This window comes from Maribacter flavus, assembly GCF_008386635.1.
GTDB classification, from domain to species: domain Bacteria; phylum Bacteroidota; class Bacteroidia; order Flavobacteriales; family Flavobacteriaceae; genus Maribacter; species Maribacter flavus.
In genome coordinates, this window is sequence record NZ_VUOE01000002.1 from 611,933 (window position 1) to 638,024 (window position 26,092).

Here is a 26,092-nt window from a genome sequence, read left to right on the forward strand (position 1 = left end):
AATGGTTAACTTTAGCTTAAAATCACAATACCGTAGTCGTATGTCACAAACCGTAATTACTAAAAATACACTCGATTTTTTAAACGATCTAAAAAAGAACAATAACAGGGATTGGTTCGAGCAACATAAAAAGCGGTTCAAGGTCCAGCAGGCTGAGGTCAAGAAGTTTTTTCAGGTAGTTATGGACAAGTTGAATATGCATGATAAGATAGAAAAAATGAAAGTTTTCCGGATTTATAGGGATATCCGGTTTTCAAAGGACAAAACACCTTATAAGTTCAATTTTTCGGCCTCATTTACTAGAATGGGAGCGGATCGTAGAGGAGGCTATTACGTGCATATACAACCCGAAGGTAGTTTCATCGCCACTGGATTTTGGAATCCAGAAAAGGACGATTTGCACAGGATTCGAAAGGAGTTCGAGGTGGACGCCATCGAGTTTAGGTGTATTATGGAAAACCATGACTTCCAAAAAATCTGGGGAAGTTTGGAAGGGGAGGAGCTAAAGACCGCGCCTAAGGGATTTGATAAGGATGATCCCAACATCGACCTCATCCGCAAGAAACAGTATATTTTTATGCGAAGGTTTACAGATCAAGAAGTATTAGCACCTGATTTTGTAGAGAAAATCAACGAATCCTTTATGGCTATTCGGCCTTTTTTTGATTTAATGAGCAACATTTTGACCACGGACCTTAACGGGGAGTCGCTTTTAGGCTAGGACACCGTCCTCAAAATACTGTATCTGGTCCTGAAGTCTCTTGATGACCATGTTCATCATCCTTTTGTTCAAGGCCGATGAGTTTTTAATATAGGTTTCATATTCTTCCAATGTAAATTGACCTATAATCATTCCTTTTAAGGAATTACGGTACTTGATATCCTTCTGGATGGCGTTAATAATGTAGCCCAACCTATTTTCCAAACTTAGGCTATAAAAGGAATTCTTTCCTTTCACGATATAATTTTGAAAGGAAGCCAGCAACAAACCGTTCTGAAGTTTGATTACCGGGCGCAGCGTTTTGTTCTGGAAACGTTCCTCCTCGCTCATGTTCGGGAGAATTTTTGCGGAAGGAATTTCGGGGCGAATCTGAAGCAACTTTTGGGACCTGTCGTTCATTTTGTGCGGTTTTTATAAAGGTAGCCATTAAAGTCCGCTTGGATTTGCGTTGGGATATTAGTTTTTAACGGGGTTATAAACAATGCCCTTCTTTCACACATTTAAAATTGGTTTAATAGATTTTCTATTGCATATTTTGGGTTTAACCAAGGACAATGAAATGTTAAAGGATCTGTTGACGTGGCCTAAAAATCGGCGATTATCCTAAAATCCGACCTATATTTTTGCTGATTCCATAGTACGCTGGCACAACATTTTACATCTTCATAAATCCGTCTGTTAAATATGGTGAAGGGCCCTATTTCCTTACTTTTTTCGTTATAATTTTGACCTGTAAAACAATACGTTATGAGATTCCATACTAGAAAATTAGTAAAGCCGGAAGACCTGAATTCCAACGGAACGTTGTTTGGTGGGAAAGTATTGGCATGGATCGATGAGGAAGCCGCCCTATATAGTATCATACAGCTTGAGAACAGCAAGATAGTCACCAAATACATGTCCGAAATCAATTTCATGAGTGCCGCCAAACAAGGGGACATTGTTGAAATTGGGGTTCAGGTCGTGAAATTCGGGAAAACCTCGCTTACCTTGAACTGTGAGGTTCGAAACAAAATGAACCACGAGACCATTGTTACCGTGGACAACATTATCATGGTAAACCTAGGTGACGACGGCAAACCAGCCCCGCATGGTAAGACAAAGGTTGAGTTCGTGAAAGACAGACTGGCAGCGGCGGAAACCACCTAAAATATTAGGACATGGTTTTGGCGATGGCCTGTACTTCGTCCAATACCCGGAGTAAATTACCGCTCCAAAGCTTGGCGATTTCTTCTTCGGTGTAGCCTCTTTTCACAAGCTCCAGGGTAACATTGAAGGTTTCTGATGCATCGGACCATCCGTCGATGCCTCCGCCTCCATCAAAATCGGAGCTAATACCTACGTGGTCAATACCTATCAATTTGACCATGTAGTCGATATGGTCCACAAAATCCGAAACGTTCACGGGTTCAGGGGCATCTTTTCTGCTTTTTACCAATTCCTGGCCCATCTGGGTTACCTTGGGATAGTTTTCCATAAATGCGGCCCTTTGCTCGTCCGTAAGGCTTCTAAACTGTGAACGCTCGTACCATTCGATACCTAGCGAGTCCGCTATCTGCTGATATACCTCTTTCATATAGGCTGCACGGGCTTCGTGCTTTTCCGTATTAAGATAGGAACTAAAAGCGACCGTTTGGACAACGCCCCCGTTTTCCTTCATCAGCATCAACTGCTCGTCGTCCAGATTCCTGCTATGGTCGCACAGTGCCCTGGCCGAGGAATGGGATGCAATTATCGGAGCCTTGGACAACGCGATCATCTGTTTCATGGCTTCTTTCGATGGATGGGAAACATCCACCATAATTCCTAATCTATTCATCTCTTTTACAGCTTCTTTTCCTAATTCACTTAAACCATTGTGTAACCATACGGAATCCGCTTCGCCCGTGTTTGAATCGCTGAATTGGCTATGACCGTTGTGGGCCAGCGAAATGTAGCGCGCCCCAAGTTCATGGTAGCGTTCAAACTCCGACAAATCCTCGCCCATAGGGTAGGCATTTTCCACCCCGATCATGGCCACTTTTTTGCCTTCATCGTGGATGCGGCGTACATCTTCGGAGGTAAGTGCTAGATTGATTTTGTCCGGGGCAATCTCTTCACAAAGCCTGTGGATGGCATCGAACTTCGCCATGGCGTTTTCCTTCCCTTTGGCATAACCTTCGGCCGTTAGGGTATCCTGTCCCGTATAGACGATCAACCATGCCACGTCCAGACCTCCTTCCTCCATTTTAGGAAGATTTATCTGGGTATTCAGGCGCTGGGTATAGTTGATACTATCCGTGAAATTGGCCACATTGATGTCATCATGGGTGTCCAATGTGATTACGTTGTTATGGATACGCCTGGCCTTTTCCTCAAGGGATTCCGCCACCTGTGGTTTTTCCTCTTTACAGGCAAATACTGCCAAAACGCCTAAAATATAGATGTACCGCTTCATTTTGTACCATTTTATACCTACAAATAAAGACTATTCACAACAAAAAAGGAAGCCTAGGGAACATTTAATTGTGGGTAGACCATGAAAGGGTCAATTTTATTTCCTGAAAACTAAGAAGGACCCCAAAACTACTACCCATTCATGGACGGTGTACAAACAGAAAACTTACTGAGTCAGTTAAAACATTTGGAATCAAGCTTATCCAGCTTTTCATTTGAATCGCTTAATGCAGCGGAGGCCGCTTCGTTAAAAAACTCTTTTAGGGCCTTTTCGGAGCTTTTGGAGGGAAAGATCCAAAATCCCAACAGCCCCTTACCAATAGCTTCTGTAGGAAATGAATTCAATGACAAAAATTCATCGGCGGAGGGACAGCGCAAGGAAACCAAGTTCATTGCACATATTAGCCATGAAATCCGTACTCCGTTGAACGGAATCATCGGTTTTACCAATCTTTTGCGCGAAGACAACCTTACTGAAACCCAATCCAAAAAGGTCGATGCCATACATATGGCCTCCCAGAACTTGATGGAAATCATCAATGAAGTGTTGGAGTACTCCAAGCTATCCTCTGGTATGGAGGACTTTATGTCCGTTGATTTTAATTTCCACGGATTGATCAACGACGTTATTTTTCTAAGCCAGACTTTATTGGTCGATAAAAATATAGACCTACAGCTAAAAATCGACTCCGGGATTCCCGGGACTTTGATTGGAGATCCCTCCAAGTTGTCCCAGATACTTCTCAATTTATTGGGGAACGCCATCAAATTTGTGGAGAAGGGATACATTCGGTTAGAGGTTTCCCTTTTAAAACAGGATGAGGAAGAATATATATTGGAGTTTAGCGTAGCGGATACCGGTATCGGTATGTCCAAGGAACAGCTTGGCGATATCTTCAAATGCTTCAAACAGGCAGATAGGCATATTTACCCCAAATACGGGGGGACGGGCCTTGGACTTTGTATCGTCAGGGAATTGGTGGAAAGGCAGGGAGGCGAAATATCGGCGGAAAGTATAATGGGAGAGGGTTCGACCTTCAAGTTTACCATGCCACTAAAAAAAGGCAGTTCACAGAACATTCGCAAACAGACCCTTAGCACGGTTACGGGCTTTAAAGGCAAGGAATTGTTGAATGGTACCAAAATCTTGGTGTTCGAGGACAATACCATGAACCAGCACCTTATAAAGGAGCAATTGGACAAATGGGGCTGTAGGGTATACGTTACTTCCAATGCGGATAAAGGTTTGGGTATACTGCGAACACAGCAAATTGATATAGTTCTGATGGATTTGAAGATGCCCGGCCTTAACGGTTTTCAAATAACTGAACTAATTAGGGGCGACAAGTATCTTGAGAAGGTTCCCATCATTGCCGTAAGTGCAGATTTTACTGCCAAGGACGAAGAAAACTGCATTGCGACCGGTATCAACGACTTTTTGCTGAAGCCCTACACGCTGGACGAGTTGTTGAAAAAGCTTTTAAAGGCCAAGAAACAAGGTCTTCCCAAAGAAAGTAAGGCACTCCTAAAGACAGGCGTCATTACGGGAAACCCTGCTACCACTGTGAATCTACAAGGCGTATTGGCAGATTGTTGTGGGGAAATCGTCGTATTGGAAGAACTTATTCGCTTGTTCAAGCAAAATGTATATGAGTTTATCGGTTCGGTAAAAATCGACCTCAAACAGAACAAACTAAAGGAAATAGGCTTTGCCGCCCATAAGCTGAAGGCTGGTCTCAAAATGCTGCAATTGGAAAAACTTGTGGATATCATGATCCAGATGCAGGCTTCCACTGAAGCTCTGGACGAAATAAAGCTCAGGGCATTATTCGAGACATTCCTTCAGCAATATCCGGAATATGAAAAACAAATCGATTCGGCCTTTGCCCAAATCAAAAAACAATCCAATAGCTAAGTATGGAGGTACTATTGGCAGATGATGATGAGCTTTTGGCGTCCCTTTTGAGTTTTCGACTCAAAAAGAGTGGCTTTAAGGTGCATTTTACCTCCAATGGCAAGGAGATGAAGGAGTATATGGAGACCCATAGGCCGGATATCATCGTTTGTGATATCATGATGCCCTATTTCTCCGGAATCGAATTGATCACCTATGTGCGAAAGGAGCTATCCTTGGACACGCCCATTATCATTATTTCATCGGCAGGAAATGAAGAGAATGTACTTAGCGCCTTTGAATTGGGCGCGAACGATTTTATATCGAAGCCCTTTAGTCCATCGGAATTAATGGTCCGGTTGACACGCGAACTGAAAAAAACATAAACCTATAGTCATAGTCCCCCAGACCTATAAAATAACGACCCTGATCACAAGCCCCAAAATCCCGACGGATTTGCTATGGGGTTTGTCCTCTTTTTTTATAGGGCTGGCCGTGGTATACCTAATTTCCGTTTTCTACTTCAGAAACAGGATTACGAGGGAAGCCCAAAAAATAAGGGAAAAGAAAAAGGAGCTTTCACCTATTGTGAGTGAGTTTTTGTTCTATGATGAAAACGGGGACAAGATTGAAAAGATTAACTATATATGGCTCAAAATAGAGGTCAGGGAATTAATCAAGAGTCCGTTCGACCGTAAAGTGCTAACGGAAATCCTCATGGACCTTCGCAAGGATGTTTCCGGATCGACTAGGGCGGAGCTGTTCCATATTTATCAGGACCTGGGACTGCATGAAGATGCGTATAAAAAGCTAAGAAGTTGGCGTTGGGAGGACATTGCCAAAGGCATATTCGAACTTACACAAATGCACGTGGAAGAAGCCTATATGCCCATTACCCGATTTATAAACGATAGGCGGCCCACGGTGAGAAAACAGGCTGAAATTGCCGTGGTGACCCTTAAGCGGGAAGGGGTCACTTTCTTTTTGGACCATACGAAGTATAAGATATCGGAATGGCAGCAATTGAAACTTTTGGATGTGGTACGGAACAAGGAGGACTATCTCGCACCGCCATTCAGGCTATGGTTGACCTCCAAGAACAACTATGTGGTGCTTTTTGCCCTAAGGCTCATAAAACATTACAACCAGAATGACGCCCGCACCTCGTTGATTACCTTGGTGCACCATAAAAGTGACCATATTAAGCGGGAGGCTATTCACTGTATCAAGGAATTCAATATCACGGAAGCACTGCCAGTGCTGAAGTCGGTTTTTGATAGGAACAGTACCGATATCCGCATGCACATATTGGATACCGTAGCAGAAATTGGCAGTGAGGCGGACCTTCCGTTTTTGGAAGATATTGAGGGCCAGAACTATAGTTTTATGGTAAAGAACAAGGCGGTAAGGGCCATCAACACAATCAAGCCCGAAGCTATTCTGCCAACAAAGGATATAGAAAAAGTTACCGAGCTTAAGGTGCCCGAAAATGAGGTTGATCAGATGGAAGCGGATGAAACGGAGCACGAGTTTCAGTCAGAAACAATAACATACAAAGCCCAAAATCTGGAGCTTCCTACATCCCAACCAGAATTCATGGATGGCGGAACCTTTGATTCCGATGAAGTATCCTTGGACACGCAAACCTGGGAGCCCAGCATCGAAGAAATTGAAGAGGAGGAGATGCAAACCTTGGATTTAGAGGATGCCCTGGAATTGACCGAGGAAGAAATAGCATTTTTGCCCTTGGTTATCGATTCGGATAGGGAAGGGATTGCCAATGTATCCGAAGAAAAGGAAATTTCCCTTAATGACCTTCCCGTGGTTTTTGAGGAATTGAAAACCAAAGCAAGGCCCATAGCATTTGATTGCAGCTTTTTGCCTCTGGTGGTTGAACGCCGGGAACAGACATTAGAGGATCCCTTACAAATACGGGTCGATTTTGAGGAAGTCCTGGGCGTCCAAAAATCGGAGCCGGTAAGCGTTTCATCCCTTAACGTGGATTATGAAGAGGTTTTTGTAGAACCAAAAGCGGAACCTGTTCGTCCGGAATCCATGGATGTCGCCTATGAGGAGATACGTGCTTCACGAGCAGATGCTCACATTGATGAATTTCAACTGGATTTATTGGATTTTTCGGATATGAATTCGTCAGAAGATACGGTAGGTAAAAACTCCGTTGCGTTCCCCGATGCCGAGGAAAATTCTATGGAATGGCCCTTGGATTTTGAATGGGAATCCCAAGAAAACGAATCGCAAGATGCTGAAATAAAACTTGAAGAAAATACCTCGGAAACGGTTTTCTCCCTTGAGGACCTTATCCCCAAACCAAATTTCTACGAGGACATGGAAACCATGGCCCTTTTGGAAAATATTGAGGAACTCGGCGATGAACGGGAAATTCCGTTTTTAAAATCCCTATTGGAGAGCGAGACTTCCCCCGCTGTTTTGGAACGGATCGGTACTATTTTGGACCACTTTATTGCCACGTACACTACACAATCAGATGTCGAGAACACGGAAGCCCTAAAGGAATATAGTGTTTTTGAGGAATTGATTTCCAAAGGCGATTTGGAGACCAAACTGTTTTTATTGAACGAAATCGCAGAAGTTGGCGATGCCAAGGAATTGCCCTTGCTCCATACTTTGGTCTCCGATGCGCATAAGGGTATCCGGGAAACTGCTTTAAAAGTACTGCATAGGTTACAGAATCGACTTCAGGAGATGACTGTAGATTTGGGGGTTCAAGAGGACGATGCTTCCTTATCCATTGAACAACTGTTAAATCAGGACAATTCGGATTTCTTCGAATTGAACTTTGAACCTGCCGGAACAACAGAAGGTTCCACCGAAAGGAAGTATACGAGATCCTCCAATACAGGGGACCGCAATACCCTTTTTGACCATTTGTGCAATATGTCCACCAAATTTTACAACAAAAAGAATGGCTAGCGGGTTTTTGGACATATTGATGGAGTATATAAACATCGTTTTCTTCGTGTTTACGGTAGTGCTCTTTTCCATGTTTACCATTATGGGCTATTTGTCCACAAGGAATTCCATCCACTACAGGAACAAAAATAGTTTTGGGGACATGTCCAAGCTGATGGCCTCTCCCTTGGCCCCCAGCATTACCATAATTGCACCGGCGTATAACGAAGGGCTTACCATTGTAGAGAATATACGTTCGCTTATGTCCTTGCGGTACGTGAATTACGAGGTCATGGTGGTCAACGATGGGAGTAAGGACGATACCTTACAGAAAATGATAGACGCCTACGATCTGTATAAAATTGAGCAGGAAATAGACCCGGATTGGAAGAACAAACCCATACGGGGCATCTATAAATCGCCCCATAAGGCCTTTTCAAAATTAACCGTAATCGATAAGGAAAACGGTGGTAAGTCCGATGCCCTGAACACGGGCATGGCCCTTTCTACCAATCAATATGTGGGCTGTATCGATGTGGATTGCCTACTATTGCCCGATGCACTTTTGCACGTGGTTAAGTCCTTCTACCAGCGTTCAGAAAAGCAGGTAATCGCGGTGGGCGGTGTAATCCGAGTGGCAAATTCCTGCATCATACAGGGCGGACAATTGGAGGAGATCCGCTTGCCTACCAATTGGCTGGCCCGTTTTCAATTGTTGGAATACACCCGGTCCTTTATTTTGGGAAGAATGGCTTGGGGCCGTATCGATAGTTTGTTGATCATTTCTGGGGCCTTTGGTTTTTTTGATCGTCAAATAGCCTTGGAAGTTGGGGGGTATGATACCAATACGGTGGGCGAGGATATGGAAATCGTATTCAAGATGCGGCGCTACATGCACGAACGTAAATTGCCGTATACCGTGGAATATATCCCGGATCCGCTATGCTGGACAGAAGTTCCCGAAGACCCAAAGATCCTTGTTAACCAAAGGGACCGATGGGCGAGGGGGAACCTAGAGACCCTTTTTAAGCATAAGGACATGTTCTTCAACCCCAAGTTTGGAAGATTGGGCATGCTCAGTTATCCCTATTGGTTCTTTTATGAATGGTTGGCTCCCTTGTTGGAGTTTTTCGGCTTTTTTACCATCATCCTTTTTTATTGGTTGGGAATTTTGAATTGGGAGTTCTTTTTGGCCATAACGGCGGCCGTTTACATCTATTCCATCATGTTCTCCTTTTACGCCATTCTCTGGGATGTCTATTCCTATAACGAATACAAGAAAACAAAGGATATCTTGATTTTGATGTTCTGTGCCATCATTGAGCCACTAACGTTCCATCCTTTGGTGGTATGGTCCGCTGTTCGTGGCAATTACAAAAAATTGTTCAAGATCAAGTCGGGTTGGGGTTCCCAGGTTCGTAAAGGATTTGCAAAAGCTACGTAAACATGCTGGAATACAGGGAAGAACATATCGAAAGCAAGGAGCGGAAACTACGGGATTTTATCCCCGTGGTCATTACCTTCTTTGTGGGATTGGTCGTCCTTTCCATCTATCAGAATGCCATGCTATACGCGATTGGTGTTCTCGACAGTGTTTTCAACAGTAGCTTCTTACTTTATCTATTGCACCATTTGGGATATGCATCCGTCATTTCCCTGTTTTTGGCCTTTATTTTCAATCTTTTGGAAAATAAAAAACCAGGGCTTGGGCTTCGGGTCGTTCAAATTATGTTGATTATTCTGTTGCTTTTGGAAGCGGTATTGATTACCTACTACGTACAGAATTTTGAGCCCTTGGGTTCGGATTTTTTGGGACTGTTCAAGAACAAGGAAATACGGTTCTCCTTGCTACAGGCATCGGTGGCAACCTCTATTACCTTGACCGTCTGTTTTATCTGTTACAAATACATCGCATCGTTTTATACCGTGATAAGCCGCATGTACCCGCTGACCATCGTATTTTTCAGCATTTTTCTGGCTACGCTGTATTCGGATAAAAAACCCATCAACGAAAACAAGACCCAGTATTTGGCACATCACGTGACGAAGCGCCTCTTGCAATCCTATAGTTATGAGGGTACCGAGGAATATCCGCTGGTAAGGCCTTTTCAAAAGGAAACAGGTCTGGCCGGATATTTTAAACCGATGGATACCTTGCCGCATATCAAAATTATCATCCTGGATGGTCTTGGAAATGAGTTCGTTGACGGACGTTTTACGGACTTTATGCCCAACTTGCAGGAATTGAAGCGAAAATCCCTGAGCTGGAAAAACTTCCTGAGCAATACGGGAGAAAGTCACGCCGCCTTTCCCACGATTATTGGGTCCTTGCCTTTTGGGGAATCCGGATTCACAACGCTACCGGATTTTACCTATAGAAATACCCTGTATAGTATTTTACGGGAAAACGGGTACAAAACAAGTTTTAACCATGGGGGCAATACCGCCCTGTTCAATATAGACCGATTTTTGGAGGAAGAGAAAGTCGACCAGATTTTTGACCGAAACAACTTTGGAAGGGAATTTAGCCTGCAAGAGGAGGATGCTGCGGGAATTACCCTTGGCTATCCGGACGGTGCCCTGTTTTCCAATTTCCATAAGAATGCCAAGCCTAGCGTAGGGCCAAAATTGGATGTGTTCCTGACCTTGAGTACCAAGGCACCCTATCACATCCCCGAAATCGATACCTATACCCATAAAGTGGCAAACATCGTGGAGACCTCTGGTATGAAAGCGTCAGAACAACGATTTGTGCGACGTAACGAGGAACTTTTTGCCAGTTTTGTCTATGCCGATGAAGCGTTGGCCCAGTTCATGACCCGGGAGCAACTTTCCCCTGATTTTTCAACTATGATCTATGTGATAACCGGAAGCCATCAGCTCTCCGAACTTTCGCAGGACAACGCCCTTTCAAAGTATCGGGTTCCTTTGTTGATCTTTAGTCCATTATTGAAATCCGCCACGGAGATAACAAACGTTGCTTCCCATGCGGATATAGCGCCAAGTCTTCTCGGGTTGCTTTCGGAAAAACAAAATAGTAAGGTCCCGGACCAAGTAGGTTTTCTGGGAGGGGATCTAATTAGGAAATCCGGTACTAAAGACCCTAAGGAGGTTCCCTTGATGCGGAGTGCCTACAGAATACAGGATTTTATACTGGACGATTTGTTTTATTCCGATGGGGAGATTTACAAACTGGATAAGGATTTGAACCTACGGGAATTAGAGGATGATGAAGAGACCCGGGTGTCCTTACTTGAAGAACGTTTCCAAAACTTCAAGACCGTAAATAGTTACGTTACGGAAAACAATAGGATCATACCAAAATCGGTTTCCTTAATCGAGGACCGAAAACCCAAATTTACCAAGGAAGAATTGATCTGGATCGAGAGTGTCTTTAATGGAAAGGATTTTGACAACGCCTACGGACATGCCAAGCAATTGGCTTTTGACAAGGATTATGGCAGGGCCTTATTGCTGAGCGAATATATCCTGAGTGAAATTCCAAGGCATGCGGATACGGAAATACTCATGGGTAGGGTGCGGGCATGGCAGGGCGATTATGAAAGGTCCATTCAAATTTTATACAACGTGATCCGGAAATACCCCAAGTACGAGGATGGCTATTGCGCCTTGATGGATGCCTATTTCTGGTCCGGGAAGAATGAAAATATGTATGAAATACAACGATTGGCCCGTAAGAACGGGATTGAGGATAAAATCTTGAACGAAAAATTCGAAAGGTCCCTTGCTTTGATCCGCCAAGGGCAAGTAATGGATGAAAAAAGTGCCATCGAGCAAGAAACGGTTGAAATAGGGACACAAAGAAAATGAGACAAAGGATTTATTTTATACTCGTAATGCTAGTATCCCTCAATGCCTTGGGACAGGAAACCGTTTATTCCGGAGATCCGGACACTTCTTTTTTCGCTGCAAGGGATTTGGCCTTTGCGGGCAATAGGGCATCGGCAAGGGATACCTTAAAAAGTATCCTTACCAAGTACCCGGATTACTTGGATGTTCGAAATTTGTTGGCAAAGACCTACAGTTGGGACCAAGAATACGATGCCGCAAGATTGGAATTCAATCGGGTTACGAGTACCGAACGAAAAAATTCCGAAGCTTGGGTAGGTGCAATCAAGAACGAACAGTACGCCAAAAACTACAACATCGCTTTGGGACTGGCCAATAAGGCCTTGAACTATTTGCCACAGGACGAGGAACTGCTGCGTCTAAAACAGGAAATCGTCCAACATATCGAAGACCAACAACTTTTACAGAACCGGTTAAAAACTACTAAGATTGCGGAGGAACGCAATCAATCCCTGACCTTATACACAGAGGCCGAGGTGTTCGATGGGGATTTGGACCCCATGTATTTCGGGGCCCTGGAATATCAAAAAAGGACGAAATGGGGAGTGCTTATCCCTAGGATCAACTATAATCGTAGGTTTAACATCAATGGGATACAGGCTGAGGTGGATGCCTATCCCAGATTTTCCAAATCCCTGAGCGGCTATGTAAATTATGGCTATTCCGGTGATGTCATCTTTCCCAGGCACCGGATGGGAGGGGAGCTGTTAAAGGAGCTGCCCAAGGCCATGGAAGCTTCCTTAGGTTTCAGGCACCTGATTTTTGAGCAGGATGCGGCAACCATACTAACGGGAACTTTTGGGCTGTACAGAGGGAATTATTATGCGGTGCTCAGACCTTATTTCGTGCCCGATGCAAAAAAGGGCCTGGGTATTTCAGGAAATCTCCTGGTCCGAAAGTATTTCAAGGACGGAAACAATTTTTTGGGCATGAACCTGGTTTACGGGTTTGATACGGAACTGAACCAATTCATTATCAACGGACAGTTGTTGTCCGAAACGCTATTGTACCTGGAAGCCCAAAGACTCCGATTGGAATATCAGTTTACCAACAAAAAGGGCAACAATCAATACAAGGCCAATCTGGGGGTAAACCGACAGGAATTGGCGTTCAGCTCCGGAAATTTCTTCCTTTCCGTAACCGCAGGCATTGCCTATCAGGTGAAATTCCGTTGAACGAATCTAAATTATCGACGAACGGTATAGGTTTGCAGCCAAGTAAATTAGGGGGTTGTGGAGGAATTGCAAAAGTAAACCTATAGCAACCGTATTTTTTACAACATAAATGAACGGGTTTACCACATTTAATTGTCCTAAAGGGAAGTAGCACCTACTTTTAGCTTGTACTAATTGAGTAACCAAATCGAAATTATAAACCTAAAAAACCCCTAACCATGCTTTACGATACCTACGGTGAAGAATATTTGGTTTTTCTTCAGGAACTAAACGAAATCCTAAGCCTTAACGAATTAGCGGAGCTGGATTACATGTAATTGAATAGCTCTTAACCTTATAATATAATATTATGGCAAATCAAGGGAACGATAACGCGTCTTATCATAATTTTATTGAAAATTTGAACAATATTCTTGTGGACTCAAACATCAGCAAGCTAACGTATTCTTAGTGTCTAGTGTGTACTACGAAAAAAGCGCCTTTAGTTCTTAAAGGCGCTTTTTTATTTGAGGCTAATATGGTTATTATCCTAGATATGTCTTTAAAAGTTTACTTCTTGAATTGTGGCGTAGTTTTCTGATCGCCTTTTCCCGAATTTGCCGTACACGTTCCCTTGTCAAATCGAACGTATGGCCAATTTCTGCCAAGGTCATGGCCTGTTGGTCGCCAATACCGTAATAAAGCTTTACAACATCGGCCTCACGGGGAGATAGGGTTTCCAAGGCCCTATTGATCTCCGTATTCAGGGATTGTTGCAATAAATGGTTGTCCGGTTTTGGGGACTCCCCGGATCTCAAAACGTCATATAGATTGGAATCCTCCCCTTCGCGTAACGGTGCGTCCATGGAAACGTGCCTACCGGAATTCTTCAAAGATTGCTTGACCTCCGTTACCGTCATTTCCAATTCCTTGGCAATTTCCTCTGCGGATGGTGGACGCTCGTGCGTTTGCTCTAAATAGGAAAAGGTCTTTTTAATTTTATTGATCGAACCAATTTTATTTAAGGGTAGCCTAACGACCCTTGATTGTTCTGCCAAAGCCTGTAAAATCGATTGACGTATCCACCAAACGGCGTAGGATATAAATTTGAACCCTCGGGTTTCATCAAAGCGTTTGGCCGCTTTTACTAGGCCTAAGTTTCCTTCGTTGATGAGATCGGGTAGTTTTAAACCCTGATTCTGATATTGTTTTGCTACGGATACCACAAATCGGAGATTAGCGGTGGTCAATTTTTCCAAGGCCACTTGGTCACCTTCGCGTATCCTTTGGGCCAGTTCTACTTCTTCGTTTGCTGTTATTAAATCAATCTTACTGATATCCTGCAAGTATTTGTCCAATGATTTCGATTCGCGATTGGTTACCTGCTTGATAATCTTTAGTTGCCTCATGTATGTGTGTATTTATTATTTAGTGTATGTCCAAGTTCTCATTATACATTTTTATTAGCTCTTTTCCAAAGGGAAACCCTTAATGTTTTCCAAAATTTATAAGCTATCCCATAAATTATCAAGGTTTTAGGTGGATCTTGCCACAAAGTGTATTTTTGGCATAACGGACCTATTATGAGCAAAAGAGCCTTAAAAATCTATTTATCGGAATTAAGAAAAAAAGAGCTGGAAGCCCAGATCATGGAACTTTATGAAAAGTTTCCCGTGGTAAAGACCTATTATGATTTTGCTTTTAATCCCAAGGAGGACAAATTGTTGCAGGACGCCAAGACCAAAATCACCAACGAATACTTTCCTGTAAAAAGAAATCGGCCCAAGGCGAGAAGGTCGGTCGCCCAAAAGTATATCAAACACTTTGTCAAACTGGGAGTGGATAGTGCCTTGGTGGCGGACCTCATGTGTTTCAACCTTGAAATAGCCCAAACATTTGCCTTGGAACGCAATGTACCCGATGCATTTTACAAGAGCATGCTCAATTCCTTTTCGGAGATGACTAACTTTATTTCCCAACATGGGATTTTGGAGGAATTCAAAGGGCGAATCGTAAGCATTTACAATCATACACAGACCGGGGATTGGCTTTATAAAGAGGGGTTTTCCAAGGCCTTGGACATTTTGGAATAAATCAGAAAATTATGGCGATAGTTATCATTAGACAGGACGGAAAAATCGAGGCTTGGAAGAAAGCCTTGAAGGAAAGAAACCCTTCCATAGCGATATATAGTTATTTGGAAGACCATCCAAAACAGGACATTACCATGGCCCTGATATGGAAACATCCCCAAGGAAGCCTATCGGTTTATCCCAATTTAAAGTGCATCGCCTCTTCTGGGGCGGGTGTTGATTATATTTTCGAGGATGCATCGGCACCCACCGATATACCCATTACCAGGGTCGTAGATCCCTACTTGGCCAGTGATATGTCTGAACACGTACTGGCGGTAATCCTTGCGGAATTGAAGAATTTCAATAGTTATAAACTGCAACAGGTAGCTAGTGATTGGAAACCCAAAATTTACAGACGAATCAAGGACGTTACCGTCGGAATCATGGGGTTAGGGGAATTGGGAGCCTTGACGGCGACCGATTTGATGAAATTCGGTTTTACCGTTCAGGGGTGGTCCAGAAGCCAAAAAGAATTGAAAAATGTAAAAACCTTCGCAGGATCAGATACACTGGATGCTTTTCTACAAGCGACCGAAATTTTGGTCTGTCTTCTTCCCCTGACGCCGGATACGGAGGGGATTCTCAGCAAGGAACTGTTTGAAAGATTACCAAAGGGCGCCTATGTCATCAATGTGGCCAGGGGAGGCCATTTGGTCGATAGGGACCTGCTCGAAGCCTTGGATGCCGATCATCTGTCCGGTGCCTGTTTGGATGTCTACCATCAGGAGCCATTGCCAAAGGACCATCCTTTTTGGCAACATCCAAAAATCTTCATGACACCGCATTACGCCAGCGTCTCCGATACAGATTCCGTCGTGCCCCAGATACTGGAAAATTATGACCGACTCAGAATGGGTAAGGAACTACTAAATACGGTGAACAGAAAGAAAGGCTATTAACAATCATCGTTCATAAATTCTCTACAGAATAGGGGCCATAGCGGGATTTATATTTTAATTACCGATAAAAATCCTCTAATTTTAAGGTTTCGTAATTTTTAACCGGACTTAAATTTCTTGCCTTTTTGAAAGCCACAAAGGACACCACGGAGAAGACATTATACGGATATCAGGAGGAAGACCTCAAAAGAATCTTTGAATATCTTGAGGACAATCCTGATAATTCCAACCTTTTGTACCAGCTGCCCACAGGTGGAGGGAAGACCGTTATTTTTTCCGAAATCGCACGAAGGTACATTGAAAGAACGGGAAAGAAGGTCGTAGTGCTTACTCATCGCATTGAACTTAGTCTTCAAACTTCCAAGATGCTGACCGGTTTTGGGGTTCGCAACAAAATTATCAACAGTGATGTTAAGGAACTAAAGGACCAGGACGATTTCAACTGCTTTGTGGCCATGGTGGAGACCTTGAACAACCGTCTGCAGGAGGACAAGGTGGAAATCAACAATATTGGCCTGGTCATCATCGATGAGGCCCATTACAATTCCTTCAGGAAACTCTTTAAATACTTTGACAAGTCGGTTATTCTGGGCGTTACCGCAACCCCTTTGAGTTCCAATATAAAACTTCCCATGAAGGACAACTACAAAAAGTTGATCATTGGGGAGTCCATAGAATCCTTAATCCAGAAGAAGTTTTTGGCACGTGCCAACATGTTCAATTACGATGTAAGCCTGCAAAGCTTAAAGCTGGGCATCAATGGCGATTATACCGTAAAGTCTTCGGACGAGCTCTACAGCAATCACAGCATGTTGGGCAAATTGATGAACGCCTACGAGGAGATTGCCAAGGGAAGCAAAACCTTGATTTTCAACAACGGTATCAATACCTCCCGATATGTGTACGACCTATTTAGGAAGGCAGGATACAACATCCGGCATTTGGACAATAAGAATAGTGCTTCGGAGCGAAGGGAAATCCTGAAATGGTTCAAGGAAACCCCCGATGCCATATTGACATCCGTGAGCATTCTTACAACGGGTTTTGATGAGCCATCCGTAGAGACCATTATCCTGAACAGGGCCACCCGCTCGCTTACCCTCTATTTTCAAATGATTGGACGGGGTTCAAGATACCTGCCACATAAGGAAGAGTTCAACGTAATCGATATGGGGAATAACATTGCCCGTTTTGGCATGTGGGATGCCAAGGTGGATTGGCAGGAAATCTTCCATTTTCCGGATTTCTTTTTGGAGAATATCAAGAACGATGAGGAAATCGAGCGGGAGTTTGTGTATGAAATGCCGCAGGAACTTAGGGATGAGTTCTCAAAATCAGAAAACATCGAATTTGACATTAAGGAGGAATACAAGAAGAGTTTCGCCAATGGGGAAAAATCCAAATTGGTTTTGGAAAAAAGCATTGAGCAACATGCCCAGATATGCGTGGAAAATGCCGACGATGTATTTGATGCGCGTATCCTCGCCAAGAAACTGAAGGAGGAAATCCAGTATCGAGTACGGCAGTATTCTTATTGTATCATGAACAATACCAAAAATTACAAGGAATGGTTGGAGGAGGATTATGAACGCAAACTACGGTCGAAAATATCCCAAAAGTTCGCCGCAAAGATGTAGCGGCTCGAGCGAATGGGTTCAAATAAATCCTACGATATTCCAATCTAATAATTTTTTCGTCTTCTACCGACCATCTTGGATTCCAAAAATCTTAAAATTTAGGCTATCCATAAAAATAATCCAAAAGGATTCATATTTAAAAGGAGTTGGTTAATTTAAGGCAATCAACAAACTCCAACCCAAGCGCATGAAAAACCGACAGCTCCTGCTCACTTTTATCCCCACCATTATACTCGCGGGGATTTATGGCTACCATTTTTTAACAGGTCTTCCACCAATTTTGATGATGCTTCTGGCTATTTTAAGTGGAATCCTGGTACAGATACTCTTTTACTTACTGTTCAAATTGATCCAGTTTGTTTTCAAAGGCATTGATACCATTTATATTTTGGCTCTATTGAGCGGAGTTTCCACCTTGGTTGCCCTAAAAGTCTTCGGTTTTGGTTGGCCGGATGCCCTATATTATGCCTTGGCAGGTACCGCATTACTAGTAATCGTTTGCCTTTGGTGGTTTTTACGGACGAAATCCTTGTTTTCGTTTTTGATGCTGTCCTTTGGTTGTATCGGTTTGGGTTATGGGATTTATTTACTGGCGAATCAGGGATCGGAACCCTATCAAAATGATTTTTCAAAATTTAGCTTGGGCGATGGTGAGCCTAGCTTGGAGGAAATCGGTGTTGAAAACCCGGCAACCCTTGGCAGTTTTGAGGTCGATGCTTTTACCTATGGCAGAGGTTCGGACAAAAAAAGAACCGAATATGCACAAGAAGTTCGGTTTCAGACACCAACCGTAGACGCATCGTTGCTCTTGCCGGAATGGAAGGGGAAAAAGAAAAAATGGAGGGAAAAATTTTGGGGCTTTGGCGTCACCGAGTTTCCGTTGAACGGGCGAGTCTACATGCCACAGGGCGAAGGGCCTTTTCCGCTTGCGCTCATCGTTCATGGCAATCATAGCATGATCGATTATTCAGATGACGGCTATGGCTATTTGGGAAACCTGTTGGCGAGTAGGGGCATCATAACGGTGTCCGTCGATGAGAACTTTGTCAACGGACATTGGTCCGGAGATTTTAGGGGTAAGGAAATGCCAGTTAGGGCTTGGCTATTGCTGAAACATTTGGAGCAATGGCAACAGTGGAACAACGATTCGGCGCACGAACTTTCAGGTAAGGTGGATATGGAAAATATCATGCTAATGGGCCATTCCAGGGGCGGGGAGGCCGTAACGATTGCCGGTGGTTATAACCGACTTCCTTTTTTCCCCGATAATGCCCAAGTACCGTTCGATTTCAATTTCAACATCAAAGGTATTGTGTCCATTGCGCCAACCGATTACAGATATGATCGGAAAATCGTTCTAAAAGACGTGAACTATCTGAGTTTGCAAGGTTCCTATGATTCGGATGAAGTCAGCTTTTGGGGCTTGCGGCCGTACCGTAGGTTGCAGTTTACGGATTCCGTACCGCGTTTTAAAGCGGGTGTTTATGTCCATCATGCCAATCACGGTCAGTTCAATTCCACCTGGGGTAAATCGGATTTTGGAGCGCCCATGAAATGGTTGTTGAACCTAGAACCGTTACTTTCAGGTGAAGAACAGCAGCAAGTGGCCCAGGTGTTCATTAGTGCTTTTGCGGAATCGGTTCTAAAAAATAACGATGCGTATATCCCGATTTTTAAAAATGTGGGGTACGCCAAGGATTGGTTGCCGGACGAATTTCTAATGACCCATTTTGAAGCATCGGATTTTGTTAAGCTGGTGGATTTTGAGGAGGACATCGATATTACTTCCGTGTCGGACAGCATTTCGATACAAGGGCATCACCTGAATCTATGGAAGGAGCAAGGCCTAACGACGCGCGACAATGGGCAGCAGGACAACAATGCAGTGGTTTTGGGGTGGAAAATGACGGATAGTATATCCACCGATACAAAACCGACCTATGAAATAATATCGGACACCCCGTTTTGGAAAGATTCCATACTTAGTATCCAGCTTTCCATTGGCAGCGGTGACCCCAAATGGTTGAAATTGGATTCCAAAGAAACCGATGTGGAAGGGGATAAGGACACGGACCCGAAAATGGACTATGATTTCAGTCTTGTCTTGACAGATACCTTGGGACAATCGGCCACCGTAAAAATAAGCGATATCAAAAACATCATGCCACCGCTCAAGACAAAGTTTACCAAATTTGAGTTTCTGGATAAGGACATGATCGGGGACGCTTGGGAAGTGCAACTGCAGACCTTCCACATTCCGATTTCCAAGTTTGAAAAGAAAGCATCGGATTTCGACCCCAAGGCTGTAAAACACATTCGGTTTGTTTTTGACCAAAGTCCCAAAGGAGTGGTGGTTGTGGACGATATTGGGTACAATCCTTTGAAATAAATATTTCCTGAATATTGCATGGAGATGAAATCCAAAAAATTATTGGTCATTGGACTTACCTGGCCGGAACCTACCGCTACGGCGGCAGGTGTGCGGATGATGCAATTAATCGAAATATTCAAAAAGTATGAATTTGAGACCATATTTGTGTCCGCTGCTTCAAAAACGGAACATTCCCAAGATTTGGAAGCAATGGGAATTGCGACCAATCACATAAAACTGAACGATGCTTCCTTTGATGCCTTGATAAAAGAACTCCAGCCCGATATTGTTCTGTTCGACCGATTTCTTACGGAGGAACAATTCGGCTGGCGTGTTTCCGAATGTTGTCCAGAAGCGCTACGGATTTTGGATTCCGAGGATTTACATTCCTTGCGGCATTCACGGGAAAACTGTTTTAAAAAGGGCATTCCTTATACCGAAGCGCATTGGTTGCAAGACGATAGGACCAAACGGGAACTGGCCAGTATGTTGCGGAGCGACCTTACCTTGGTTATTTCCAGCTATGAGATGGAACTCCTGCAACAGACTGCCAGAATTGATGCTTCGCTATTATGGCATCTTCCGTTTATGTACGATGCCATTTCACAACAAAATGATTGGCCGGAATTTGAGGCACGCAGGGATTTTCTTTTTATCGGCGGGGGATTACATGCGCCCAACGTGGATGCCATAAAACACTTGGAACAGGATATCTGGCCTAAAATTCTTGCGCGTATATCGAACGCCAAATGCTATGTATATGGGGCGTATCTGCCTGATGCCGTCACGAAGCTGCACAATCCCAAAAAAGGGTTTTATGTGCGGGGACGTGCCCGTAGTGTATCCGAGGTCATGAAAATGGCGCGCGTTTGTCTGGCTCCGTTGCGATTTGGAGCGGGTATAAAAGGCAAATTGGTGGATGCCCTATTGAACGGGACGCCCAGCGTAACCACGGGAATCGGTGCCGAAGGAATGCATTGTGCGCTGGATTGGAACGGTTTTATTTCCGAGACCCAAGACGATTTTATAGATAAGGCCATTGAATTGTATACGGATAAAACCGTGTGGCAAAAGGCACAGGACAACGGCATACAAATCATCAATACACTGTACCAAAAAACATCCTTGGAAACATCCTTGATGGATAGGATTACGGAAGTATCGGAATCACTTGCAACACATCGCGAACATAATATCATGGGCAGAATCTTGGAGCATCATACGGTGCAGAGCACCAAGTATTTATCCAAATGGATTGAGGAGAAGCATAAAAACAAATAAGCCTACTCCTTTAGAATTTCCTTGATTACCGACTTGAACATTTCAATTCCCGTGGATATTAGGGCATCGGGAAAATCATAGTCGGCATGATGTAAAGCAGGGACATTTTCCCCGGCACCGACCCCGAACATCGTAGCCCTATAATTTTTTGAGAACCACCCAAAATCCTCTCCAAATGAGAATGGCACCGATTTTTCTATGACATTAAAACCGTTTTTATGAGCTACTTCGGTTACCAAAGTAACGCCTTGTGCGTCATTCAAGCTTGCGGGAAAATGCTCGAACCAGTCCAAAGAATACATAATGGAGTTGGATTTACTAATATGGTAACAAATGTTTTCTATTTCTTTCCGTAAGGTTTCCATAGTTTCTGGGCGCCACGTCCTAACGGTATAATGAAGTTCCCCAAGTGCAGGCGATATCCCATAGGATTTTTCGCCCATGTGCATGTAAATGGGCGTTAGGATTTTATAATTGGGATTCTCAGGATAATTAATGTTCAGCGCATCAAACCTCTGAATCACTTCTGCCATGCAATGAGCGGGATTAATACCTTTAGCAGGTTCCGAGGCATGTGATTCTTTCCCTTTAAGGTGTAAGGCGAAACTTAGGACCTCAGCCGAAAATCCCTTTTTGGGAACAAGTACTGAATGTAAGGGATATCCGGGAATATTGTGCAAGGCAAAAATATATTCAATATTTAAAGCTTGGAACCTTGTATCCGCCAAAATCTGGGCAGCGCCTTGTCCTGTCTCTTCGGCAGGTTGGAAGAGCAACACAATTGTTCCCTTTTTAAAGTGCGGTTCCGCTACCCATAGGGCCAATCCGGCTACAATGGCCATGTGGCCGTCGTGTCCGCATTTATGGGAAATCCCTTGATTTTTAGAACGATGGGCGAATTCGTTTTTCTCCGGAATGGGCAGTGCGTCCAATTCGCACCGTATCGCAATAACGGGCCCATCTGATGAGATTTCGTAAACAACGGCAAGCCCGTTTCCGCCTAAACCCTCCAAAATTTGTGTGGGTCGGCTGTTTTGCGAAATAAACGCCTTGATTCTTTCTGCGGTTTGCGATTCATTTCCGGATACTTCGGGAAATTGATGTAGTTCCTTTCTAAGAGATTTGAGCTTGTCCAACATGTTCATTTATATTCCTAGGGTGTGTCACTTTGAATTGGGAAGTATCGGATTTAAACTTCGGGGTCCCTTCTAAAAATCTGTATCACATCAAAAATAAGGATACAAAATACGACCCATATAAATCCCGCGATGAAACCTCCTGCCACATCCGAGGGATAGTGGACCCCAAGATAGATCCTACTAATACCAATACTCAAAATCAGCAAGGCAACCAACACCATCAAGGAATATTTAAAAATCCTATTGATTCTTAATTTGGATATCAGGTAGATTAAAAATCCAAAAAAGGCCATCGCCCCCATGGCATGGCCGCTTGGGTAGCTCAAGGTCTTAACCGAGACCAGATGTTCTATACCCGGTCTTGCTCGGTCCACGAAGCGTTTAAGGGCCATATTGGAAAGGGTTGCCAGTACCAGTACCACCACGGACTGTAGCACATACTTCCAACTTTTAATGATACGCCAGGAAAGTAGCACGAAAAGGATCAAAACGATCAGGTAGCCCGTGACATCCCCAATATCCGTTACGAACTTAAAAAAGGTGGTCAAAGAGGGATTCCTAAAGGAAATGATATAGTCAGTTACTGCGGTGTCATATCTTGCAAGGGTATCGGTTTTTAGGGTATCCGTAAGTTCAACGAACAGGTTAATACCCCCCACCACAAGTATCAAAGAAATGATTACGGTAATATAATAGGGTAAACGGGAGTCCTCATTATGAAATTTTTCGGAAAGGAAATTCCGTACCGACTTTATAATGCTATAGACCGTTTTTTTCATTGACAATTTGCTATGATACGCCTAATTTAATCCTATTCTTAGAGTTTAACGGACAAAAACAGGACAGATGCTAACTCATTTCATATACACTTGACAGACTTCCCAAGGAACAGCTATCTTTATACCGCTAATTTAAAACGATTTGAAATGTCTGTAGCAGATTGGAAAACAGCTCTGGAATTTGAGGATATCACCTATAAAAAAAGGAACGGCGTCGCCCGAATTGCCTTCAACCGACCCAATGTTCGGAATGCCTTTAGGCCCCATACCACCAGTGAATTGATAAAGGCCCTTTACGATGCCCAGGAGGATACTTCCATTGGCGTAGTATTGCTTTCTGCGGAAGGTCCCTCTACCAAGGATGGCATCTGGTCCTTTTGCAGCGGCGGCGACCAAAAGGCCCGGGGTGAAAAGGGCTATGTGGGTGCCGATGGCCAGCATAGGCTCAACATTTTGGAAGTGCAGCGTATGATCCGTTTTATGCCGAAAGTGGTGATTGCCGTGGTTCCCGGTTGGGCCGTTGGAGGCGGTCACAGCCTCCATGTGGTCTGTGATATGACCTTGGCCAGTAAGGAACACGCCATTTTTAAACAGACCGATGCCGACGTTACCAGTTTTGACGCAGGATACGGGTCCGCCTATTTGGCCAAGATGGTGGGGCAGAAGAAGGCCCGTGAGATTTTCTTTTTGGGCAGGAATTATTCCGCACAGGAGGCTTTTGAAATGGGCATGGTCAATGCCGTGGTTACCCACTCTGAATTGGAGGATACGGCCTATGAATGGGCCCAGGAGATTTTACAGAAATCCCCCACCTCCATTAAAATGCTCAAATTCGCCATGAACCTTACGGATGACGGCATGGTAGGGCAACAGGTATTTGCCGGCGAAGCTACCCGTCTGGCTTATATGACCGAAGAGGCAAAGGAAGGCCGGAACGCCTTTTTGGAAAAAAGAAAGCCCAACTTTGGCAAGAACAATTGGTTGCCTTGATTGCTCTTAAGTTATTTGCGAAACACTTTTTAAATAAGCTATTGAAAACTATTGAATAAATTAGGTTTCATTGGTCTTTTGTCAATTCGAACGCAGAGAGAATTCCCAAAAAGAATATAGTTAGATGGGATTCCTCGTCGCACCGTTATAACGGTGCGACGAGGAATGACGATTTGTTGACCGTATTCGCTAAATGATTGGTCCTGAACTAAATCAAGTCAAATTACCACAAACTAAAAAGAGCCCGATCAGTTCGACCGGACTCTTTTACGAGAACACTATATGAAAATGAAAAAAATTAATTCGTTTTTGTAACACTGTAAAAGTAGCTAGGAAGGTGGGCTTGGGGAAACTAATGTTGTCTCCCAAGGCGAATTTGTGGTCAACCGCTTACAAATTGTAGTTTGGTTGAAAAATCGTACAAATGTTTTTGATAATTAAGCCTAATCGATGGTTTTTAGAATATCACCGATCAAGGTATTGAACTGTTCGTCCGTTTGTTCCTCGAGTCCGGTTCGTACGATTACAACTTCTTTAGAGGGAATGATAAACACATGTTGCCCCTGGAACCCATTGGCAGAATACAGGTCCCGTGGTAGATCGGGATATTTCCCCTCCGCATTCAACCAAAAGTGGGCACCGTAGGTGCCGTTGGAATTCTCCGTGGGTTTGGTGATGTAGTCCACCCAACTATCGGCAAAGAGTCGGTCACCGTTCCAATCTCCCCGGTGTAGGTAGAGCAGTCCGAACTTGGCCCAATCCCGGGTGGTGGCCCATCCGTAGGAGGAACCGACGAAGTTACCCTCCAAATCTGTCTCTATTAGCATGGAGTGCATCCCAATTCTATCGATCAGTTTGGTATAGGGAAAATTCAAGTATTCCTGATGCGTTGCGAACTGTTTTCTCAAAATTCCCGAAAGCAGATTACTGGTGCCTGAAGAATAGTTCCAAACTTCGGTCGGTGGCGCGATTACGGCATTATCGGCCTGCCCTTGTGACATATCGGAATCGAGGAACAACATTTTGGTGACATCGGAGATTTTAAAGTAATCTTCGTCCCAGGCCAATCCGCTTTGCATCCGCAATAAATGGTTCAGCGTTATTTCTGATTTTGGGCCATCGGTATTATAAAGCGATTCAAAAGGGCGATATTCCAGGGAAATTCCATTTTCATATTCCAAAATGCCATATAGGGTTCCCAAAATACTTTTGGTCATGGACCAGCCTAAAATTTTGGTATCCTTGGTAAATCGGTCACCATATTTTTCCCCAATGATCTGGTCTTTATATACCACCAATAGGCTTCTGGTCTTTTGAACGGAATCCTGTAAGGCCCTGCTCAGTACATATTCCAAGGCATCATAATCCACATTGGCCATTACGGTATCCTTAACCCCCTGATTTCCGTATGGAAAGGGTAGGGTGTCTCTTTTTTGGTTTCGTTCCGGAACTATGGAAAAGTTGTGTTTTTGATGCTCGGTATTGGTCAGAACGGCTCCCAGCCCTTCTTTGTAGACCGATATCCGTTCCATGAGTCCGTATACGGAAGCCTTGGCAGATTTGATTTCCGAATCGGCTTCGGCCGTAGCCAGGTTTATCAGGGGCATATCGTGGTCTACTGTGTTCACGAAATAGGCGTCCCTTTTTGCAAGAAATACATTGGATGCCAAATTTTTGGAGGCATAACCGGAAATGAGGTTCAGTTTGGGATAATTGATGTAGCCGAATATCAGAAGTCCGACCAACAGGAGGGCAAAGGCCCATTTAATTTTTTTCATTTTCCATCTATTGGCTTCTAAATTAGAGAAAAAGGTTTATATGGGTCGTATTGACAAAAAGAGATTATTAGTATATT

20 protein-coding genes are annotated in these 26,092 nt (G+C 43.8%); 14 read left to right on the forward strand and 6 right to left on the reverse strand.

Annotation, left to right across the window (positions count from 1 at the left end; all coding sequences use genetic code 11):
• Positions 1–40 precede the first annotated feature (40 nt).
• A complete protein-coding gene (locus F0361_RS13030) occupies positions 41–721 on the forward strand; it encodes a DUF2461 domain-containing protein (RefSeq protein ID WP_154919087.1) in 681 nt (226 codons plus the stop codon).
• Here the strand turns inward: F0361_RS13030 and F0361_RS13035 are convergent.
• Positions 713–1,120 carry a glyoxalase gene (locus tag F0361_RS13035; RefSeq protein WP_154919089.1) on the reverse strand — a complete coding sequence of 136 codons (408 nt, stop codon included), beginning with the start codon at positions 1,118–1,120 and terminating at the stop codon, positions 713–715. The genes F0361_RS13030 and F0361_RS13035 overlap by 9 nt on opposite strands.
• Before the next feature lie 348 nt (positions 1,121–1,468).
• Here F0361_RS13035 and F0361_RS13040 point away from each other — a divergent pair, with 348 nt between their 5' ends.
• Positions 1,469–1,870: an acyl-CoA thioesterase gene (locus F0361_RS13040; RefSeq protein ID WP_138258867.1), complete on the forward strand. Its 402-nt coding sequence runs from the start codon at positions 1,469–1,471 to the stop codon at positions 1,868–1,870.
• A gap of 4 nt (positions 1,871–1,874) precedes the next feature.
• On the opposite strand, the gene F0361_RS13045 is transcribed toward F0361_RS13040, so the two are convergent.
• On the reverse strand, positions 1,875–3,158 hold the full coding sequence (locus F0361_RS13045; RefSeq protein ID WP_154919091.1) for a dipeptidase: 1,284 nt from the start codon (positions 3,156–3,158) through the stop codon (positions 1,875–1,877).
• Positions 3,159–3,299: 141 nt separating this feature from the next.
• Between F0361_RS13045 and F0361_RS13050 the strand changes: the two genes are divergently transcribed.
• The 6 genes from F0361_RS13050 (at position 3,300) to F0361_RS13075 (ending at position 13,027) form a co-directional block, all read left to right on the forward strand.
• The gene (locus F0361_RS13050; RefSeq protein WP_154919093.1) at positions 3,300–5,072 is read left to right on the forward strand and encodes a hybrid sensor histidine kinase/response regulator; all 1,773 of its coding nucleotides are present in this window, start codon (positions 3,300–3,302) and stop codon (positions 5,070–5,072) included.
• A 2-nt stretch (positions 5,073–5,074) separates the two neighbouring features.
• Complete coding sequence (locus F0361_RS13055; RefSeq protein WP_138258864.1) at positions 5,075–5,437, forward strand: response regulator transcription factor; 363 nt, start codon at positions 5,075–5,077, stop codon at positions 5,435–5,437.
• 70 nt (positions 5,438–5,507) lie between these two features.
• Positions 5,508–8,003 (forward strand): HEAT repeat domain-containing protein, encoded by a 2,496-nt coding sequence (locus F0361_RS13060; protein ID WP_154919096.1) that lies wholly within the window; start codon positions 5,508–5,510, stop codon positions 8,001–8,003.
• A complete protein-coding gene (locus F0361_RS13065) occupies positions 7,996–9,426 on the forward strand; it encodes a glycosyltransferase family 2 protein (protein WP_154919098.1) in 1,431 nt (476 codons plus the stop codon). Before F0361_RS13060 ends, F0361_RS13065 begins: the two co-directional genes overlap by 8 nt.
• A gap of 2 nt (positions 9,427–9,428) precedes the next feature.
• Positions 9,429–11,813, forward strand: a complete 2,385-nt coding sequence (locus tag F0361_RS13070; protein WP_154919100.1) for an LTA synthase family protein — start codon at positions 9,429–9,431, stop codon at positions 11,811–11,813.
• A 26-nt stretch (positions 11,814–11,839) separates the two neighbouring features.
• Positions 11,840–13,027 carry a YaiO family outer membrane beta-barrel protein gene (locus tag F0361_RS13075; RefSeq protein ID WP_246160886.1) on the forward strand — a complete coding sequence of 396 codons (1,188 nt, stop codon included), beginning with the start codon at positions 11,840–11,842 and terminating at the stop codon, positions 13,025–13,027.
• Between the two features lie 524 nt (positions 13,028–13,551).
• Here the strand turns inward: F0361_RS13075 and F0361_RS13080 are convergent.
• Positions 13,552–14,415, reverse strand: coding sequence for a sigma-70 family RNA polymerase sigma factor (locus F0361_RS13080; protein ID WP_138258859.1), 864 nt, complete (start codon positions 14,413–14,415; stop codon positions 13,552–13,554).
• A 174-nt stretch (positions 14,416–14,589) separates the two neighbouring features.
• Between F0361_RS13080 and F0361_RS13085 the strand changes: the two genes are divergently transcribed.
• The 5 genes from F0361_RS13085 to F0361_RS13105 all read left to right on the forward strand — a co-directional run bounded on the left by F0361_RS13085 (position 14,590) and on the right by F0361_RS13105 (position 21,329).
• On the forward strand, positions 14,590–15,099 hold the full coding sequence (locus tag F0361_RS13085; protein WP_154919104.1) for a DUF6155 family protein: 510 nt from the start codon (positions 14,590–14,592) through the stop codon (positions 15,097–15,099).
• 11 nt (positions 15,100–15,110) lie between these two features.
• Positions 15,111–16,040: a 2-hydroxyacid dehydrogenase gene (locus F0361_RS13090; RefSeq protein ID WP_154919106.1), complete on the forward strand. Its 930-nt coding sequence runs from the start codon at positions 15,111–15,113 to the stop codon at positions 16,038–16,040.
• Between the two features lie 125 nt (positions 16,041–16,165).
• A complete protein-coding gene (locus tag F0361_RS13095) occupies positions 16,166–17,677 on the forward strand; it encodes a DEAD/DEAH box helicase (protein WP_154919108.1) in 1,512 nt (503 codons plus the stop codon).
• A gap of 187 nt (positions 17,678–17,864) precedes the next feature.
• The gene (locus tag F0361_RS13100) at positions 17,865–20,066 is read left to right on the forward strand and encodes a hypothetical protein (protein ID WP_154919110.1); all 2,202 of its coding nucleotides are present in this window, start codon (positions 17,865–17,867) and stop codon (positions 20,064–20,066) included.
• Between the two features lie 24 nt (positions 20,067–20,090).
• On the forward strand, positions 20,091–21,329 hold the full coding sequence (locus F0361_RS13105) for a glycosyltransferase (RefSeq protein ID WP_154919112.1): 1,239 nt from the start codon (positions 20,091–20,093) through the stop codon (positions 21,327–21,329).
• A 2-nt stretch (positions 21,330–21,331) separates the two neighbouring features.
• On the opposite strand, the gene F0361_RS13110 is transcribed toward F0361_RS13105, so the two are convergent.
• Both F0361_RS13110 and F0361_RS13115 read right to left on the reverse strand, forming a co-directional pair.
• Entirely contained in the window at positions 21,332–22,468 is a 1,137-nt protein-coding gene (locus tag F0361_RS13110) for an amidohydrolase (RefSeq protein ID WP_154919114.1), read from the reverse strand.
• Between the two features lie 50 nt (positions 22,469–22,518).
• Entirely contained in the window at positions 22,519–23,247 is a 729-nt protein-coding gene (locus F0361_RS13115) for a phosphatase PAP2 family protein (RefSeq protein WP_154919116.1), read from the reverse strand.
• A gap of 147 nt (positions 23,248–23,394) precedes the next feature.
• Here F0361_RS13115 and F0361_RS13120 point away from each other — a divergent pair, with 147 nt between their 5' ends.
• Positions 23,395–24,237, forward strand: a complete 843-nt coding sequence (locus tag F0361_RS13120) for a 1,4-dihydroxy-2-naphthoyl-CoA synthase (protein WP_154919118.1) — start codon at positions 23,395–23,397, stop codon at positions 24,235–24,237.
• Positions 24,238–24,680: 443 nt separating this feature from the next.
• Here the strand turns inward: F0361_RS13120 and F0361_RS13125 are convergent, their stop codons facing one another.
• The gene (locus F0361_RS13125; protein WP_154919120.1) at positions 24,681–26,015 is read right to left on the reverse strand and encodes a serine hydrolase domain-containing protein; all 1,335 of its coding nucleotides are present in this window, start codon (positions 26,013–26,015) and stop codon (positions 24,681–24,683) included.
• Between the last annotated feature and the right edge of the window lie 77 nt (positions 26,016–26,092).

Coding starts and splice junctions, on each gene's coding strand:
- F0361_RS13120 (WP_154919118.1), top strand. CDS start 23,395: ATGTCTGTAGCAGATTGGAAAACAGCTCTGGAATTTGAGGATATCACC.
- F0361_RS13080 (WP_138258859.1), bottom strand. CDS start 14,415: ATGAGGCAACTAAAGATTATCAAGCAGGTAACCAATCGCGAATCGAAA.
- F0361_RS13115 (WP_154919116.1), bottom strand. CDS start 23,247: ATGAAAAAAACGGTCTATAGCATTATAAAGTCGGTACGGAATTTCCTT.
- F0361_RS13070 (WP_154919100.1), top strand. CDS start 9,429: ATGCTGGAATACAGGGAAGAACATATCGAAAGCAAGGAGCGGAAACTA.
- F0361_RS13085 (WP_154919104.1), top strand. CDS start 14,590: ATGAGCAAAAGAGCCTTAAAAATCTATTTATCGGAATTAAGAAAAAAA.
- F0361_RS13075 (WP_246160886.1), top strand. CDS start 11,840: ATGCTAGTATCCCTCAATGCCTTGGGACAGGAAACCGTTTATTCCGGA.
- F0361_RS13045 (WP_154919091.1), bottom strand. CDS start 3,158: ATGAAGCGGTACATCTATATTTTAGGCGTTTTGGCAGTATTTGCCTGT.
- F0361_RS13065 (WP_154919098.1), top strand. CDS start 7,996: ATGGCTAGCGGGTTTTTGGACATATTGATGGAGTATATAAACATCGTT.
- F0361_RS13090 (WP_154919106.1), top strand. CDS start 15,111: ATGGCGATAGTTATCATTAGACAGGACGGAAAAATCGAGGCTTGGAAG.
- F0361_RS13100 (WP_154919110.1), top strand. CDS start 17,865: ATGAAAAACCGACAGCTCCTGCTCACTTTTATCCCCACCATTATACTC.
- F0361_RS13030 (WP_154919087.1), top strand. CDS start 41: ATGTCACAAACCGTAATTACTAAAAATACACTCGATTTTTTAAACGAT.
- F0361_RS13055 (WP_138258864.1), top strand. CDS start 5,075: ATGGAGGTACTATTGGCAGATGATGATGAGCTTTTGGCGTCCCTTTTG.
- F0361_RS13125 (WP_154919120.1), bottom strand. CDS start 26,015: ATGAAAAAAATTAAATGGGCCTTTGCCCTCCTGTTGGTCGGACTTCTG.
- F0361_RS13105 (WP_154919112.1), top strand. CDS start 20,091: ATGAAATCCAAAAAATTATTGGTCATTGGACTTACCTGGCCGGAACCT.
- F0361_RS13035 (WP_154919089.1), bottom strand. CDS start 1,120: ATGAACGACAGGTCCCAAAAGTTGCTTCAGATTCGCCCCGAAATTCCT.
- F0361_RS13050 (WP_154919093.1), top strand. CDS start 3,300: ATGGACGGTGTACAAACAGAAAACTTACTGAGTCAGTTAAAACATTTG.
- F0361_RS13040 (WP_138258867.1), top strand. CDS start 1,469: ATGAGATTCCATACTAGAAAATTAGTAAAGCCGGAAGACCTGAATTCC.
- F0361_RS13110 (WP_154919114.1), bottom strand. CDS start 22,468: ATGTTGGACAAGCTCAAATCTCTTAGAAAGGAACTACATCAATTTCCC.